The sequence below is a fragment of the uncultured Modestobacter sp. genome, from assembly GCF_947486615.1.
Taxonomy (GTDB): Bacteria; Actinomycetota; Actinomycetes; order Mycobacteriales; family Geodermatophilaceae; genus Modestobacter.
In genome coordinates, this window is record NZ_CANKUD010000001.1 from 120284 (window position 1) to 135158 (window position 14875).

Sequence of the window (14875 nt, forward strand, 5' to 3'; positions counted from 1 at the left end):
GTCACGGCTGGCTGGGCTTGAGGTGGGGGCGCTGGATGGCCTTCCAGCGCTCGTACTCGGCGCGGGCGGTGCGGGTGCTCTCCAGTTCGGAGACCTCGCTGACCGGCACGTCCCACCAGGACTCGCTGGACGGGGCGTCCACCAGCGGGTCGGTCTCGACGTGCACCACCGTGGCGCGGTCGCTGGCCTTGGCCTTGCGCAGCGCCGCCTCCAGGCTCGGGCCGTCCTGGGCGTGCAGGACGTCGAGGCCCAGGCTGGCGGCGTTGGCCGCCAGGTCGACGGGGAGCACGTCGCCGTCGAGCCGGCCGGACGACGAGCGGTACCGGTAGCGGGTGCCGAAGCGCTGGGAGCCGAGCTGCTCCGACAGCGCACCGATGGAGGCGTACCCGTGGTTCTGCACCAGGACGACGATGACCTTCACGCCCTCCTGGACCGCGGTCACCAACTCGGTCGGCATCATCAGGTAGGAGCCGTCGCCGATCATGACGAACACGTCCCGGTCCGGGCTGGCCATGCTGATCCCGATGCCGCCTGGGATCTCGTAGCCCATGCACGAATAGCCGTACTCGACGTGGTAGCCCTTGCGGTCGCGGGTGCGCCACATCTTGTGCAGGTCACCGGGCATCGACCCGGCGGCGCAGACGACGACGTCCCGGGCCGCGGAGACCTCGTTGACCAGACCGATGACCTCGTTCTGGGTTAGCCGGCCACCGGCCCCCGCGCTGGGCACCTCCGGGTGGTAGGCGCGTTCGACGGTCGCCTCCCACGCGGCGGCCAGCTCCGCGGTGCGCTGGCGGTGCGCATCCCCGACCGACCAGCCGGACAGGGCGGAGGTCAGGGCGGTCAGCGCCTCACGGGCGTCGGCCTGGACCGCGACGCCGGCGTGCTTGACGGCGTCGAGCGACCCGATGTTGACGTTGACGAACCGGACGTCGGGGTCGTTGAACGCCGTCCGCGAGGCGGTGGTGAAGTCCTGGTAACGGGTGCCGATGCCGATGACCACGTCGGCGTCGCGGGCCAGCGCGTTGGACGCCGTGGTGCCGGTCGAACCGATGGCACCCACGGACTGCGGGTGGTCGAAGGGCAGCGCTCCCTTGCCCGCCTGGGTCTGCGCCACCGGGATGCCGGTGGCGGTGGCGAAGGCGTCGAGGGCGGCGGAGGCGTCGGAGTAGACGACGCCGCCACCGGCGATCAACAGCGGGCGGCGGGCGGACCGGATCACCGCGAGGGCCCGGTCGAGCGCTGCCTGCTCCGGCACCGGCCGGCCGACGTGCCAGGTGCGCTCGGCGAAGAGGTCGACGGGCCAGTCGAAGGCCTCCGCCTGCACGTCCTGCGGGAAGCAGAGGGTGACCGCTCCGGTCTCTGCCGGGTCGGTGAGCACCCGCATCGCGCCGAGCAGGGCCCCGGGCAGCTGCTCGGGCCGCCACACCCGGTCGAAGTAGCGCGACACCGGTCGGAAGGCGTCGTTGACCGTGACGTCGCCGCTGCCGGGCAGCTCCAGCTCCTGCAGGAGCGAGCCGGCGGTGCGGGTCGCGAAGGTGTCCGCCGGCAGCAGCAGCACTGGCAGCCGGTTGATGGTCGCGAGCGCGGCGCCGGTGACCATGTTCGTGGCGCCGGGGCCCACGCTGGTGGAGACCGCCCACGTCTGCAGCCGGTCCTTGGCCCGGGCATAGGCCACGGCCGTGTGCACCACGGCCTGCTCGTTGCGGCCGAGCACGTAGGGCAGGGACCGCTCGCGGCCCACGTCGAGGTCGGTCACCTCGGCCTGCAGCAGGGCCTGACCGAGCCCGGCCACGTTGCCGTGGCCGAAGATGCCGAAGCACCCGGCGAACAGTCGTTGGCGCTGCCCATCGCGCTCGGTGTGCTGCTGGGCGAGGAAGCGGACGACGGCCTGGGAGACGGTGAGGCGCACGGTCTCCGTCCGGGCCGGCGGTGGGTGGTCGCTCACGGTCGGGGCGCTCCGTTCGGGCTGGTGCGGGCGGGGGAGTGCAGGGGCAGCCGGGGGTCGACGTCCTCGTCCGCCCAGGTGTCCCGGATCCAGGCGTGCTGCGGGTCGTCGACGATCCGCCAGGCGCGTTCGGCGCCGGGCCCGGCCATGACGTTGAGGTAGTAGAGGTCGTGACCGGGCGCGGCGATCGAGGGCCCGTGCCAGCCGTGCGGCACCAGCACGGCGTCCCGGTCGCGGACCTCGGCGAGCACGTCGATCGGCCGCTCGGCGGTGCCGTACACCCGGTGGTGGGCGAATCCGGGCTGACCCTTCGGGCCGGGGGCGACCTCGAAGTAGTAGATCTCCTCGAGCTCGGTCTCCCGGTCCGACGTCTCGTCGTGCTTGTGCGGGGGGTAGGACGACCAGTTGCCGCCCGGGGTGATGACCTCGCAGGCGATGATCGCGTCGGCCTCGAAGACCCCGGCGGTGGCGAAGTTGTTCACCTGGCGGCTGCACCGCCCTGCCCCGCGCAGCTCCACCGGGACGTCGGCGCCGGAGCCGCGGCGGACCGGCAGCCGGCGGGAGGCGCGCGCACTGCAGAGCGCGAACCGTCCGCCGCCGTCGCTGGCCAGCTCGGCGGTCGATCCCAGGGGCAGGTAGGCGAAGTCGGTCGGCCCGGCGAAGACATCGCTGCGCCCGGTGAGCGTCAGCGTCTGCCCGTCGCAGGAGACCGACAGGCCGCCGGACAGCGGGACGACGAGCACCTCGTCCGGCCCGGTGTCGACGGTGTGCGTGCCGCCGGCGGGCAGCTCGAGCACGCGGAGCCCGGAGTGGCCCCAGCCGGCGGACTCCGGCGTGACCTCGAGGCTGTAGGGGCCAGCTGCCGCGCTCCCGGCGGGGAGGTGCAGCGCGCTGGTGTCCGGGACGGGGCGTGAGGCGGTGGTCACGGGTCCTCCTGGTCGGTCAGTGGACGAGGGCGACCGCGGTGTCGACGGCGGCAGCGACGTCGTCGTCCGGCGGGTAGAGGAGCGTCCTGCCGACGACCAGGCCGCGGACCGACGGGAGCGTGAGCGCGTCACGCCAGCTGGCGTACGTCTCGTCGGGACGCCGCGAGGGATCGCCGCCGAGCAGCAGGGTGGGCAGCGTGGTCGCGTCCATGACGCGGGCCATCTCCGGGACGACCGGCAGCTTCATCCACGTGAACGCCGAGGTCGCGCCGAGCCCCTGGGTGATGTGCACGGACTTGATGACCGCGTCGGGGCTGAGGTCGTTGACGACCCGGCCTTCGACCCGTCGGGACATGAACGGCTCGAGCATCACCACGATGCCGGCGCGGGCGAGGTCGGTGACCGCACGACCAGCGGTCTCCAGCATCGCCACGGTCCCGGCGTCGTCCAGGTCGATGCGGTTGAGCATCTTCGCGGCGTCGAACCGGGCCGCCACGACGCCCGGGACGTCGTACCCGGTCATCCGGTCGTCGAGCTCGAAGGAGGCGCCGACGAGGCCGCCGCGGTTCATCGAGGCCACGACCACCTTGTCCTCCAGCGCGCCGAGGAGCAGCAGGTCCTCGGCGATGTCGGCCGTTGCCAGGAGGCCGTCGACGCCCGGACGCGCCAGCGCGGTGCGCAGCCGGTCCAGCATCTCCGTCCGACTGGCCATCGCGGTGCTCCGGCCCTGTGCGGCCAGCGCCCCACGGGCGGGGTGGTCGGCGGCGACCAGCATCAGTCGCCCGTCGTCGGGCAGGAAGGCCGGACGGCGCCGGCGAGCAGCGAGCGCGCGGCCCACCGCCCAGGGGTCCCGGCTGCGCAGCTCGGTGACCTCGGCGTAGGTGCTGCACCGGGGAGCCGGCGCGGCGTCGGGCAGGGTCAGGGTGGCGTCAGGCACGGGTGCCCTCCAGGCGGGTGAGGGTGTGCGCGGCGACGTGCGCGGCGACCTCGGATGCGGTCGGCATGGCGGTCGAGCACTCGAGCCGGGAGGCGACGATCGCCCCGGCGGCGTTGGCCCGCTGGAGCATCTGCTCGAGCGGCTGTCCGGTCAGCAGGCCGTGGACCAGGGAGCCGCCGAACGCGTCCCCGGCGCCCAGGCCGTTCACGACGTCGACCGGCGTGGCCGGCACCACCACCCGCTCGGTCCTCGTCTTGCCGAGGACGCCGCGGGGCCCCTGCTTGACCACCGCGAGCTCCACGCCGGCATCGAGCAGGGCGTCGGCGGCACGGTCGGGATCAGTCTCCCCGACCGCCACCGCGCACTCCTCGCGGTTGCCGACGGCCACGGTCACGTGCGGGAGGGCTGCCTGGACCTGCGCCGACGCCTCTTCGCGGGAGGACCAGAACATCGGCCGGTAGTCGAGGTCCAGGACGGTGTGCCGGCGCCGTCCCCGCGCCGCCCAGGCGGCGTGGTGGGCCGACCGGCTCGGCTCCTCCGACAACCCGGTCACCGTCGCCCAGAAGAGCTCTGCCTCCCGAACGGCGCCGAGGTCGAGGTCCTCGGGGCGTACCTGGAGGTCGGGGGCCGTGGGGCGACGGTAGAACCACAGCGGGAAGTCGTCCGGCGGGAAGATCTCGCAGAAGGTCACCGGGGTCAGGTGGTCGGGATCGACGACGACCAGGCGGTCGTCCACCCCGAGGTCGCGCAGTGCCCGGCGGACGAACCGGCCGAAGGGGTCGTCGCCCACCCCGGTGACCAGGGCGGGGGAGTGGCCGAGGCGGGCCGCGGCGACGGCGACGTTCGCCGCGCTGCCGCCGAGGAACTTGCCGAAGGTCTCGACGTCCTCGAGACCGACGCCGATCTGCAGCGGGTAGAGGTCGACGCCGCTGCGCCCCATCACCACCACGTCGTGCTTTCCGTCCACGCTGCGCTCCGTCCTGTCCTTGGTCTGGCTCGCATCGAGACTGTGCTCCACGACACTCGAACCCGTCAAGACTTTGTCAGGACATCTAGACAAAAGAACGTCAGGCGGACCAGATGACCCGTCCAGGGGAGGTCGGGACCGGCGTCCGGTGCGATCATGAAGCCGGCGCCGCTGCCGGGCGTCGTCCCGCTGCGCCAGGACGAGGAGGACCAGGTGGCCGTCACGCCCACTTTCGACATCGACCGTTCCAGCCCCACGCCGCTGTACTTCCAGCTGTCCCAGGCCATCGAGAGGGCCATCACGGAGGGCGCGCTCTCGCCGGGGTCGAGGCTGGAGAACGAGCTGCTGCTGGCGCAGCGCTACGGGTTGTCCCGCCCGACCGTGCGGCGCGCGGTCCAGGAGCTCGTCGACAAGGGGCTGCTCGTCCGCAAGCGCGGGGTGGGTACGCAGGTCATCCAGCCGCACGTCCACCGGTCCGTGGAGCTGGCCAGCCTCTACGACGACCTCGCCCGCGCCGGTGGGCAGCCGTCCACCGAGGTCCTCTCGCTCGAGCGCGTGGCGTCACCGGCCGACGTGGCAGAGGAGCTGGACATCGCCCCGGGCGCCGAGGTCGTCGTGCTCTCCCGGCTCCGCCGGACGCGGGGTGAGCCGCTGGCGCTGATGACCAACTACCTGCCCGGCCGGTTCGAGCCCGGACTCCACGAGCTCGCGGACCGCGGGCTCTACCAGTACCTGCGCGGACAGGGCGTGCACCTGCGGGTGGCGCACCAGCGGATCGGTGCGCGGCTGGCCCGCGCGGACGAGGCCCGGTTGCTCGGCGAGCCCCCGCGGTCAGCGCTGCTGACCATGCAGCGGACGGCCTTCGACGACAAGGGGTCGCCGGTGGAGCACGGCCGGCACGTCTACCGCGCGTCGCGCTACGACTTCGAGACGACCCTCGTGGGCCGCTGACCGGTGGATCGAACAGGCGCCTCGACAAAGTCCTAATGTCCTGACATAGTCCCTCGACGTGTGGCCGGAGTCACTCCGGTCGATCCGTCGTCGAGGGAGTCCGAGTCATGCCCCTGGTCCGCATCGACGTCGTCGCGGGACGGCGAACCCCCGAGCAGCTGCGACTGCTGGCCGACACGGTCCAGGAGGTGATGCTCGATGTCTTCGCCGCACCGCCCCGGGACCGCTACCAGGTGGTCACCGAGCACCCCCCCGGCCAGCTGATCTGCGAGGACACCGGGCTCGGCATCGAGCGCACCGACGACCTCGTCGTCCTGCAGGTGTTCCAGCAGGGCCGGTCGGAGGAGCAGAAGCGCGCGCTGTACGCCGAGCTGTCCCGGCGGCTGGGTGAGGCGTCCGGCCTCCCCGCCGGCGACCTGATCGTGTCGGTCATGGGCAACACCCGCGAGGACTGGTCCTTCGGCCTCGGGCGCGCCCAGTTCCTCGACGGCGACCTCTGACCGCCAGCTCCCACGCGGCTGCTGGCCGCGCGCCCCTGCCCATGCGTCTGTCTGTCCGGAGGACCGACATGTCAGCACCGACCCGGAGCCGGCCCCGTCCGGCTCTCTCCGACCCCCCGGGTGACCGGCTCACCCCGCGACTCCGACGGCCGGCGCCCGTGCCGCCGCCGAGGTGGCCGTCATGACCGCCGGACCGCCCTCCTCAGGGAGCGCGTCGGCCGAGCCGCAGCCGTTGCGCCGCCTGCAGAGCGGCCCGGCGGGCGTGCACGGAGCCGGCCACAGCGGCCTCGGTGGGACCGGGACCCAGCTCGTCGAGCATCCGGTCGACGGTCGTGAGCAGCGCGGAGTTCAACTCCCAGAGCCCGCTCCGACTGCGCGGGTCGCTGATCAACAGGTCCACGACGAGGGCGCGTCCGCTCCGCAGCGCGTCCAGGGCGCCGGCCAGCCGGTCCGCGTGCCCGGCGCGCTCGCTCGCGGGGCCGGTGAGCAGGCGCCCGAACTCGCGGACGACGGTGGCCATGCGCTCGAGCAGGCTGGCGGTGGTGCCCCGGATCGTGTCGGCGTAGACCGCGTCGTCGTCGATGCCGGTCCGCTCCACCGTCGCGTCGTCGACGGCCCGGAAGAGCGTCCGCAGCGACACCGACGTGTACTCCAGCGCGTCCAGCCCGGTGCGTATCCCGGCGGTCACCTGCGGAGCCCGCAGGGCGCGCAGGTTGAGCCGGCGGCTCTCCTCGGCGTGGGAGAGGGCGCGGTCCACCCGGGGCACGTGCCGGTTGAGCCGCCGGGCGTCCTGCAACCAGCGTCCGGACTGCTCGGCCGTCACCGGCCCGGCGCGCAGCGTGCCCGCTGCGTCGTCGAGCAGCCGGGCGATCTCGCCAGCGAACTCCTCGACCGCCCGGGCCGCGTAGCGGGTCTGCACCGCGGGCGGGAAGACCACGTTGACGAGCATGCCGACGGCGGCGCCGATGAGCGTCTCGACGACCCGGCCGGCACCGACGACCTCCGCTCCGGAGGCGCCCACCCCGAGGACCAGCATCGCGCTGATCGGCACCTCGACCAGGTGCGGTCCCAGCCGGAGCAGCTGGCCGACGACGATGGACGCCGCCACCAGCGCCGCCAGGCTCCACCAGGTGAGCCCCACCACGGCGACGAACAGCACGGCCAGGGCCACACCGGACACGACACTGAGCACCCGTTGGACGCCGTTGACCAGGGTGCTGGTGAGCGTCGCCTGCACGACCAGCAGTGCGGTGAGCGCGGCGATGATCGGCGGCGGGGTGTGCAGCCCGACCAACTGCGCGATCAGGTAGGCGGCCACCGTGGCGCCCGTCAGCCGGAGGGCGCGGGAGAGCGCGGACCGGCCACGGCGCTGCAGCAGGTCGACGAACCGGGCGACCGGTGCCGGCCGGCGCGGTGTCCCAGCTCGTCGCCCCCGGCTCACCGGGTCATCCTCCCCGGCGGAGGCGTGCTCGGGCGGAGCACGCGCCGACGGCTGGGAGTGACGTCCCCGACGGAGTGCCGTGCCCCACGACGTGTGGTGGAGCCGGTCCTCCGCACCCGCGTCGTCTTCCGTCGCCGTGCTCCCTGAGAGCGGTGCCGACACCCGTGCGCGCTGCGGCGTAGCTCTGCTCGCCAGCGGTCAGGAACGAACGCTCAGCACACCCGGGGTCCCGTCCTGAGACGGCCGGCCCCACCTCCGTTCCCCCTCCACATCCCGGGCCACGATCGGCCTCCTCCTGAAACGAGGCGTCATGTCGGCGATCCACTCCAGTTCCGGCGCTCCCCCCGGCGGTACGGCCGCCGGGGAGAAGCGTTCCCCGGCGCACAACCGGTTCCTCATCAAGCTGACGGTCATCTCGACCCTCGGTGGCCTGCTGTTCGGCTACGACACCGGGGTCATCTCCGGTGCCCTGCTGTACATGCAGGACGACCTGGAGCTGACGACGGTCTCCGAGGCCGTGGTCGTGAGTTCCCTGCTTTTCCCCGGTGCAGCCTTCGGTGCACTCCTCGGCGGCAGGCTCGCCGACAAGCTCGGCCGGAAGGGCAGCCTCCTGGTCTGCGCGGGGCTGTTCTTCTTCGGGGCACTGATCTGCGCGATCGCGCCCACCGTCGCCATCATGACCGCCGGCCGGATCCTGCTCGGCTTCGGTGTCGGGGCTGCGGCGGTCACCTGCCCGCTGTACCTCGCCGAGATGGCGCCCGCCGACCGGCGGGGGCGCATGGTCACCATCAACGAGCTGATGATCGTGACCGGGCAGTTCCTGGCCTTCTCCATGAACGCGCTCCTGGACGCACTGATCCAGGACCCGCAGGTCTGGCGCTGGATGCTCGGCGTCGCAACGATCCCGGCGATCGCCCTCTTCATCGGGATGTTCTTCCTGCCGGAGTCGCCGCGCTGGTATGCCGTGCGCGGGCGGTTCGACGAGACCAAGGGCGTCCTGAACCTGAGCCGTCACCCGGCGGAGGCGTCCGAGGAGTTCAACGTCATCACCCAGCACGCCAAGCGGGACGTCGCCGAGGACAAGGGCGCGGCGATGCGCGACCTTCGGGCCTTCCCGTGGATGCGCCGGATCCTCTACATCGGGTGCGGTCTGGCGACGGTGCAGCAGGCCACCGGCATCAACACGGTGAACTACTACGCCCCGACCATCCTCAGGTCGACGGGGCTGGGAGCCAGCGCCTCGCTGATCCTGACCATCACCGTCGGCATCGTGGCCATCGTCGGCACGATCTTCGGCATCTGGCTCATCGGGCGGATCAACCGCCGGCCGCTGCTGTTCACCGGGTTCTCCGGGGTCGCGGCCGGGCACGCGGTGCTGGCGTTGTCGTTCCTGCTGCCGGAGACGAGCTTCCGGAGCTACCTGATCCTCGCCGCGATGCTGTTCGTCGTCTTCTTCGTGCAGACGTTCATCGGCACGCTGGTGTGGCTGCTGCTCTCGGAGATCTTCCCGATGACCATCCGCGGCTTCGCGATGGGGATCGCGGTGTTCGTCCTCTGGACGGTCAACGCCGCCATCTCCTTCGCCTTCCCGCCCCTGGTCGAGGCGCTCGGCTCCACCTTGACCTTCGGGTTGTTCGCGGTGGTGAACGTCGGCTCGCTGGTCTTCGTGGTGAAGTTCGCTCCGGAGACCCGGGGGCGCTCGCTCGAGGAGCTCGAGGACAACTTCCGGACGCACGACTCGGACAACTTCGTCAAGGAGGCCCCGGCCGGGGTCCACGGGGGCTGACCGGCCCACGTCCCGACTGCCCCGTGCCCCTGCCCCGGCTCAGACGAGCCGGGGCAGGGGCCGGACGACGAATCGCTCCTCGACGGTGCTGCCGTCGACGACCAGGCGGGCCCGCCACACACCGGACGACTGCAGCGGTGTGACGGGATCGCCCTTCAGCAGGCTGCGAAAGCTCTCGCCGGCCGCCTACGGCGTGGGGTGGGACTCCCAGCGGGGAACCCGCTGCAGCGGGCCGAGGCACTCGATCCGGTGCGGCGCGGTGGCGTCGTCCGGGGGCGGTCCCGGGTCTTCGGGGACGACGGCCGACAGCCGCGGCCGGCCCAGCACGTACTTGCCGTTCCGGCGCACCCCGAGCCAGTCGTAGTGGCCGGTCGACAGCTTGGCCCAGAGGACCTCCGGCTTCCGGCACTGCTCGAGGACCGCGTACAACTGCTGCCCGAGCTGGACCTGGGTGTGCGACCGCCGCGTCATCGCGCCGATCGTAGAGCGTCAAGGGGTGCCAGTCGGGCCAACGCGCACGCGGGTCTGCCCCGCCACCACCCGGTCCGCGGACGTGGACGAGTTCCTGCTCCGTCCGGTGGCGCAGCGGTGAGTGCGACCCGAGACGCGCGCAGGTGGGCGGAGGGCGGTCGCGCGGGATGCTCACCCCCGAGCTCGCTCTCCTCTGCAACGACGCGGAAGCTGTTCAGCGGGTCGCGCTGCCTGCGGCGGGGAGGGACCGCGTGTGCGTAGCGCTGGTTCCGCTGGGTGGACCCAGAGCAGGTAGCGTTCTCGAACCGCTCTCGTGGTGGCGGCCACCAGGTGTTGGGCGGTGCCGCGGCTCTGCTCGGGGGTGCCGATGACCAGCCGCCGCCGTGGATCCACAGCACCCCGGGCACGTCGTTGCGAGGTACGGCGGGACGGACGAGCAGCAGGCGCAACGGGGAGCCGTCGCGGCGGGTGGTCCCAGCGCTGGGTGGTCTCGATGTCGCCCCCGACCCGGCTGGACGACCGTCCGGGCCGACGGGGCCTCCGGGCGAGGGCGTTCATGACCCGGGTCTGTCGGCGGTAGCCCTCCGGCGTGCGGGGGCGTGACCCGGGCCAGCACCCGCGCAGCGCGACGAAGACCGGATTCGACCTGCTGCAGCGGTCAACCCGACCTCGCGCTCGTCCAAAATGTGCCGGACTCTGCGAGGGAGCAGCTTCCCCTGTGCCACCGGGTGGCCAGCGTCCCCCTGCCCGGGGCCGTGCCCCGATGCGGCGGACGACGGGGCACCGCCAGGACGTGGCCGTCCGTCGGTTGTGATCGTCTGCTGGGTCGTCCGCTGCCTCGAGCAGACCAGTGGTGCTCTCGCTCCGGTCGACGCCCCGGTCCAGTCATCGTGCCGCTTGCCTGGATGACTGGAACGGGCACGCCCGTCCCCTGCGCCAGGTGGGCCCGTCGGTCAGCTGGTGGCGACGGGCGCGTCCGGCCCGTCGACGCCGAGCCGGCGCTCGAAGCCCGGCGGGATCACCAGGTCCGAGCGGGTCAGCTGGTCGATCGACTCGTGGCCCAGACCGATCAGGGCGGAGCCGAGGCCGTCGCGGAGGAGGTCCAGGACGTTCTCAACCCCGGCCTGCCCGTTGGCCGCGAGTCCCCAGAGGTAGGCGCGGCCGATCATCACGGCCTTCGCGCCCAGGGCGAGGGCCTTGGCGACGTCGGAGCCGCGGCGGATGCCGCCGTCCAGCAGCACCTCGACCTGGTCACCGACCGCCTCAGCGACCGCGGGTAGAGCGCGGATGGAGGCGGGGGTGCCGTCGAGGTTGTTGCCGCCGTGGTTGGAGACGGAGATGGCGGTGACCCCGGCGTCGACGGCGCGCTTGGCGTCGTCGACGCGCATGACGCCCTTGAGCATGAACGGCCGGTCATCGCCCCACAGCTCGCGAAGCCAGGCGACGTCCTCCCACGTGGGCATGGGCGAGGCCATCCACATGCCGTAGGCCTCGAAGAAGGTGGGCGCCGGGTCGCCGGGGGTGGCGACCATGTTGGGCACGGTCAGGTCGGGCAGCTGTCCGGTTCTGGCGAAGTCCCACAGCCAGCGCGGCTTGAGGGCGACCTGCGGGGCGTACCGACGCACGGCCTCGAGGTTGATCCGCTCGGGGATGAACGGGCTGCCCCAGTCGCGGCCGTAGGAGAACGACCAGTCCAGGGTGGCGATCACGCCAGCGGCGCCGGCCCGGCGGGCCCGCTCGACCTTGGCGGCCATGGTGTCGCGGTCCCCGACCCAGTACAGCTGGAAGAAAGTCTGGGGGTTGGCCCCGATGACCTCCTCCATCGGCTTGCTGGCCATCGACGACAGTCCCATCGCCGTACCGCGTGCGGCGGCGGCGCGGGCGACGGCGACCTCGCCGTCGGGGTTGACCGCCTGGACACCGGTCGGGCTGATCAGCACCGGCAGGGAGATCTCTTGCCCCATGACGGTCGTGGACATCCGCTTGTCGTTGGCCAGGCCCGCGGTGTGCGGGGCGAACCCCAGCTCGGCGAACGCCGCGGTGTTGTCATCGACCGTGGCACCGCGCTCGGAACCGGCGACGAGCGCCCCGTACACGCCCCTGGGCAGCCGCTTCCTGGCCCGCCGCTGGGCTTCGGCCACGGTCTCGAACCATGCGTTCGCCATCTGTGCTCTCCTCCTGCGCTCTCCGCCCGGACCGGCGCCGGGACCGTCCACCTGTTCTGGACGCATAGTGGCACTGAGTGCCACCATACGGCGCGAGTGGGGATGGTCACATCTCCACGCGTGGCGGATGGGGCACACCTTCATCGACCCGCCCTACGCCGAGGCCGACCAGATAGCCGACGCGGTGGCCTTCCTGGTCTCCGACGAGGCCCGCTTCATCACCGCCGAGCACCTCTCGGTGGATGGCGGCGCGCAGTACTTCTGACCGCGACGGACGGGTGGGCGGTCAGTCGGCTGCCCGCCCACCCACCGAGGAGAAGCCCGGCCGCCAGCTCGTCGAAGGCGCCGTGCAGGGCGTTGGCCAATCCCAAGTCCCGCCGGGTCGGCCAGACCTCGAAGGCGGTCATCGCGGCCGCGCGCGTGGTGGTCGCGACCAGACGCGGCAGCAGGTCCGACGGTGCTCCGCGGGTTCGCCGGGCGACGTGCTCGGCGACCACCCGGTCGACGTCGGCGTAGCGAACCTGCGAGTGCGCCTGCAGCGCCGGCTCGGTGAGAATCAGCTGCATCCGCTGCCGCAGCAGCTCCTGCCGGTCCGCCGGGTAGGCGTTCGCCTCCACGTAGGCCGCACAGATCGCGCGGAGCACCGGCTGCGCCGGGTCGGCGGCCTCGAGCAGTTGGGCCAGGTGTCGGACGTGGCCGGCGAAGTCACCCCACACCGCGTCGGCCTTGGCGGCGAAGCAACGGAAGAAGGTGCGGCGGCTGATGCCGGCGGCGTCGGTGACCTCGTCGGAGGTCACCACATCGAAGCCGCGCTCGCTGAACAGGTCCAGTGCGGCCTGCTCGACCCGGGCGTGCACCGCGTCGCCGAGAGGCCCCCCGACTGCTGTCCCGGCCACCGGCCCATCCTGCTAGGGACGGCTACCGGCGGTGCGGTTCGATCTCGGACCTTGCCTCTGGCACTGGGTGCCACTAGCGTCCCCGGACATCCGTTGTCGTGACTCATCTCACGACCTACGCCCCGGGAGGCACCATGGCCGAGACCGTGCAGGACGACGTCCGCAGCCAGTCGTCCACCCAGGAGGATCCGCTCGTCGAGGAGTCCCTCGTCGAGGAGGTCTCCATCGACGGCATGTGCGGGGTGTACTGATCACCGCCGTCCATTCAGGTTCCCCGGCCGGAACCGCGCCGGCAGGGGAACCCGACACCCGGCAGTTCGACCCCGAGCTCGCCTGGCAGCGTGCTCGCTCGGTGGCACTGCGCCCCGAGCCGTTCGGGGCGCTGGTCTACCACTTCGGCACCCGGAAGCTGTCCTTCCTGAAGTCGAAGACGCTGGTCCGGGTCGTGGAGACCCTCGCCGACCACCCCACCGCCACGGCCGCCCTTCTGGCCTGCGAGGTGCCCGAGGCCCAGCGCCCGACCTACGTCAGGGCGCTGGCCGACCTGGCCCGTTCCCAGATGATCGAGAGGCGTCCAGCATGACCGCCGTCCTCCCCTCCCGCCCCGCCGTGGAACGCCCGACCGGTGGGCGGCTGATCGACCAGTTCGAGTACGGCCTGGACGCCCCGATCTGCCTGACCTGGGAGCTCACCTACGCCTGCAACCTGGCGTGCGTTCACTGCCTGTCCTCCTCCGGGCGGCGGGATCCCCGGGAGCTGTCCACCGCCGAGGCGGAGGCGGTGATCGACGAGTTGCAGCGGATGCAGGTCTTCTACGTCAACGTCGGGGGCGGGGAGCCCACGGTGCGGCCGGACTTCTGGCACCTGCTGGACTACGCGATCGGGCACGACGTCGGGGTCAAGTTCTCCACCAACGGCGTGAAGCTGGACAAGGCGCGCGCCGCGCAGTTGGCCCGCACCGACTACGTCGACGTGCAGATCTCCCTGGACGGGGCCACCGCCGAGGTCAACGACCGGGTCCGTGGCGCCGGCTCGTTCGCCACCGCCAGGAAGGCGCTGGAGAACCTGGCCGAGGCGGGGATGAAGGACTTCAAGGTCTCCGTCGTCGTCACCCGGGAGAACGCCGGGCAGCTGGACGAGTTCAAGGCGCTCACCGACTCCTACGGCGCCCAGCTGCGGATCACCCGGTTGCGGCCCTCGGGCCGCGGGGCCGACGTCTGGGAGCAGCTGCACCCCACGATGGCCCAGCAGAAGGACCTGTACTCCTGGCTCCTGGCCAACGGCGACAACGTGCTCACCGGCGACTCGTTCTTCCACCTGTCCGCGTTCGGGGAGGCCCTGCCGGGGTTGAACCTGTGCGGCGCGGGCCGGGTCGTCTGCCTGATCGACCCGGTCGGTGACGTCTACGCCTGCCCGTTCGCCATCCACGAGGACTTCCTGGCCGGCAACGTCCGCTCACCCGGCGGGTTCCAGCAGGTCTGGCAGCAGTCGGAGCTCTTCGCCGACCTGCGCAGCCCGCAGACCGGCGGCGCTTGCACCAAGTGCCAGCACTTCGACTCCTGCCGCGGCGGGTGCATGGCGGCGAAGTTCTTCACCGGCCTGCCGCTGGACGGCCCCGACCCCGAGTGCGTGCAGGGCTACGGGGAGACCGCGCTGGCCGCCCGCGACACCGAGCTGGTCACGCCCCGCAGCCATCTGGACCACTCGCACACCGGCCCGGTGCGGGGTCAGCCCACGCTGCTGGGCATGCCCGCCGTCCCGCCGGCGAAGATCTGCGACGAGTCGCCGCTCGCCGGGCTGCAGCTGGGTTGATCGGCACCGCCCGGCAACCGCGCCGGGCCCCACGAACTCGACCCCGTCCGGGGTCGGGGATCGATCCCCCGCCCG

Annotated in this window: 15 protein-coding genes; 7 read left to right on the forward strand and 8 right to left on the reverse strand. The window is 72.4% G+C overall.

From position 1 onward, the window contains the following. Position 1 precedes the first annotated feature (1 nt). Genes iolD through iolC form a run of 4 tightly spaced genes read right to left on the reverse strand, consistent with a single transcriptional unit; the run spans position 2 to position 4778 of the window. A complete protein-coding gene (iolD, locus tag Q1A09_RS00570) occupies positions 2-1948 on the reverse strand; it encodes a 3D-(3,5/4)-trihydroxycyclohexane-1,2-dione acylhydrolase (decyclizing) (protein WP_299950704.1) in 1947 nt (648 codons plus the stop codon). Continuing rightward, entirely contained in the window at positions 1945-2874 is a 930-nt protein-coding gene (gene iolB / locus Q1A09_RS00575; RefSeq protein ID WP_299950707.1) for a 5-deoxy-glucuronate isomerase, read from the reverse strand. The genes iolD and iolB overlap by 4 nt, the downstream gene beginning before the upstream one ends. Positions 2875-2890: 16 nt before the next feature. Beyond that, on the reverse strand, positions 2891-3811 hold the full coding sequence (locus tag Q1A09_RS00580) for a deoxyribose-phosphate aldolase (RefSeq protein ID WP_299950709.1): 921 nt from the start codon (positions 3809-3811) through the stop codon (positions 2891-2893). Beyond that, on the reverse strand, positions 3804-4778 hold the full coding sequence (gene iolC / locus Q1A09_RS00585) for a 5-dehydro-2-deoxygluconokinase (protein WP_299950713.1): 975 nt from the start codon (positions 4776-4778) through the stop codon (positions 3804-3806). Before iolC ends, Q1A09_RS00580 begins: the two co-directional genes overlap by 8 nt. 156 nt (positions 4779-4934) lie before the next feature. On the opposite strand from iolC, the gene Q1A09_RS00590 reads away from it, so the two are divergent. Next, the gene (locus Q1A09_RS00590; RefSeq protein ID WP_299950716.1) at positions 4935-5729 is read left to right on the forward strand and encodes a GntR family transcriptional regulator; all 795 of its coding nucleotides are present in this window, start codon (positions 4935-4937) and stop codon (positions 5727-5729) included. A 107-nt stretch (positions 5730-5836) separates the two neighbouring features. Continuing rightward, positions 5837-6229: a tautomerase family protein gene (locus tag Q1A09_RS00595; protein ID WP_299950719.1), complete on the forward strand. Its 393-nt coding sequence runs from the start codon at positions 5837-5839 to the stop codon at positions 6227-6229. A gap of 202 nt (positions 6230-6431) precedes the next feature. Here Q1A09_RS00595 and Q1A09_RS00600 read toward each other — a convergent pair whose 3' ends face one another. Further along, the gene (locus tag Q1A09_RS00600; RefSeq protein ID WP_299950722.1) at positions 6432-7670 is read right to left on the reverse strand and encodes an aromatic acid exporter family protein; all 1239 of its coding nucleotides are present in this window, start codon (positions 7668-7670) and stop codon (positions 6432-6434) included. A 310-nt stretch (positions 7671-7980) separates the two neighbouring features. Between Q1A09_RS00600 and Q1A09_RS00605 the strand changes: the two genes are divergently transcribed. Next, a complete protein-coding gene (locus tag Q1A09_RS00605; protein WP_299950725.1) occupies positions 7981-9456 on the forward strand; it encodes a sugar porter family MFS transporter in 1476 nt (491 codons plus the stop codon). A 186-nt stretch (positions 9457-9642) separates the two neighbouring features. Here Q1A09_RS00605 and Q1A09_RS00610 read toward each other — a convergent pair whose 3' ends face one another. Together Q1A09_RS00610 and mftD are read right to left on the reverse strand one after the other, a co-directional pair. Continuing rightward, the gene (locus tag Q1A09_RS00610) at positions 9643-9927 is read right to left on the reverse strand and encodes a hypothetical protein (RefSeq protein WP_299950728.1); all 285 of its coding nucleotides are present in this window, start codon (positions 9925-9927) and stop codon (positions 9643-9645) included. A 953-nt stretch (positions 9928-10880) separates the two neighbouring features. Continuing rightward, positions 10881-12092 (reverse strand): pre-mycofactocin synthase MftD, encoded by a 1212-nt coding sequence (mftD, locus tag Q1A09_RS00615; protein WP_299950731.1) that lies wholly within the window; start codon positions 12090-12092, stop codon positions 10881-10883. 127 nt (positions 12093-12219) lie between these two features. Between mftD and Q1A09_RS00620 the strand changes: the two genes are divergently transcribed. Next, positions 12220-12357, forward strand: coding sequence for an SDR family oxidoreductase (locus Q1A09_RS00620; protein WP_299950734.1), 138 nt, complete (start codon positions 12220-12222; stop codon positions 12355-12357). On the opposite strand, the gene Q1A09_RS00625 is transcribed toward Q1A09_RS00620, so the two are convergent. Next, a complete protein-coding gene (locus tag Q1A09_RS00625) occupies positions 12311-12988 on the reverse strand; it encodes a TetR family transcriptional regulator (protein ID WP_299950737.1) in 678 nt (225 codons plus the stop codon). The genes Q1A09_RS00620 and Q1A09_RS00625 overlap by 47 nt on opposite strands. A 134-nt stretch (positions 12989-13122) precedes the next feature. Here Q1A09_RS00625 and mftA point away from each other — a divergent pair, with 134 nt between their 5' ends. Genes mftA through mftC form a run of 3 tightly spaced genes read left to right on the forward strand, consistent with a single transcriptional unit; the run spans position 13123 to position 14800 of the window. Further along, positions 13123-13239, forward strand: coding sequence for a mycofactocin precursor MftA (gene mftA, locus Q1A09_RS00630; protein WP_299950740.1), 117 nt, complete (start codon positions 13123-13125; stop codon positions 13237-13239). Continuing rightward, on the forward strand, positions 13224-13571 hold the full coding sequence (gene mftB, locus Q1A09_RS00635; protein WP_299950743.1) for a mycofactocin biosynthesis chaperone MftB: 348 nt from the start codon (positions 13224-13226) through the stop codon (positions 13569-13571). The genes mftA and mftB overlap by 16 nt, the downstream gene beginning before the upstream one ends. Further along, a complete protein-coding gene (mftC, locus tag Q1A09_RS00640; RefSeq protein ID WP_299950746.1) occupies positions 13568-14800 on the forward strand; it encodes a mycofactocin radical SAM maturase in 1233 nt (410 codons plus the stop codon). The genes mftB and mftC overlap by 4 nt, the downstream gene beginning before the upstream one ends. The last annotated feature ends 75 nt before the right edge of the window (positions 14801-14875 follow it).

Bases quoted from the DNA above. Each gene is read 5' to 3' on its own strand.
- Q1A09_RS00590 (WP_299950716.1), top strand. From the start codon at position 4,935: ATGAAGCCGGCGCCGCTGCCGGGCGTCGTCCCGCTGCGCCAGGACGAG.
- Q1A09_RS00595 (WP_299950719.1), top strand. From the start codon at position 5,837: ATGCCCCTGGTCCGCATCGACGTCGTCGCGGGACGGCGAACCCCCGAG.
- Q1A09_RS00605 (WP_299950725.1), top strand. From the start codon at position 7,981: ATGTCGGCGATCCACTCCAGTTCCGGCGCTCCCCCCGGCGGTACGGCC.
- Q1A09_RS00610 (WP_299950728.1), bottom strand. From the start codon at position 9,927: ATGACGCGGCGGTCGCACACCCAGGTCCAGCTCGGGCAGCAGTTGTAC.
- mftD (WP_299950731.1), bottom strand. From the start codon at position 12,092: ATGGCGAACGCATGGTTCGAGACCGTGGCCGAAGCCCAGCGGCGGGCC.
- Q1A09_RS00620 (WP_299950734.1), top strand. From the start codon at position 12,220: ATGGGGCACACCTTCATCGACCCGCCCTACGCCGAGGCCGACCAGATA.
- mftA (WP_299950740.1), top strand. From the start codon at position 13,123: ATGGCCGAGACCGTGCAGGACGACGTCCGCAGCCAGTCGTCCACCCAG.
- mftC (WP_299950746.1), top strand. From the start codon at position 13,568: ATGACCGCCGTCCTCCCCTCCCGCCCCGCCGTGGAACGCCCGACCGGT.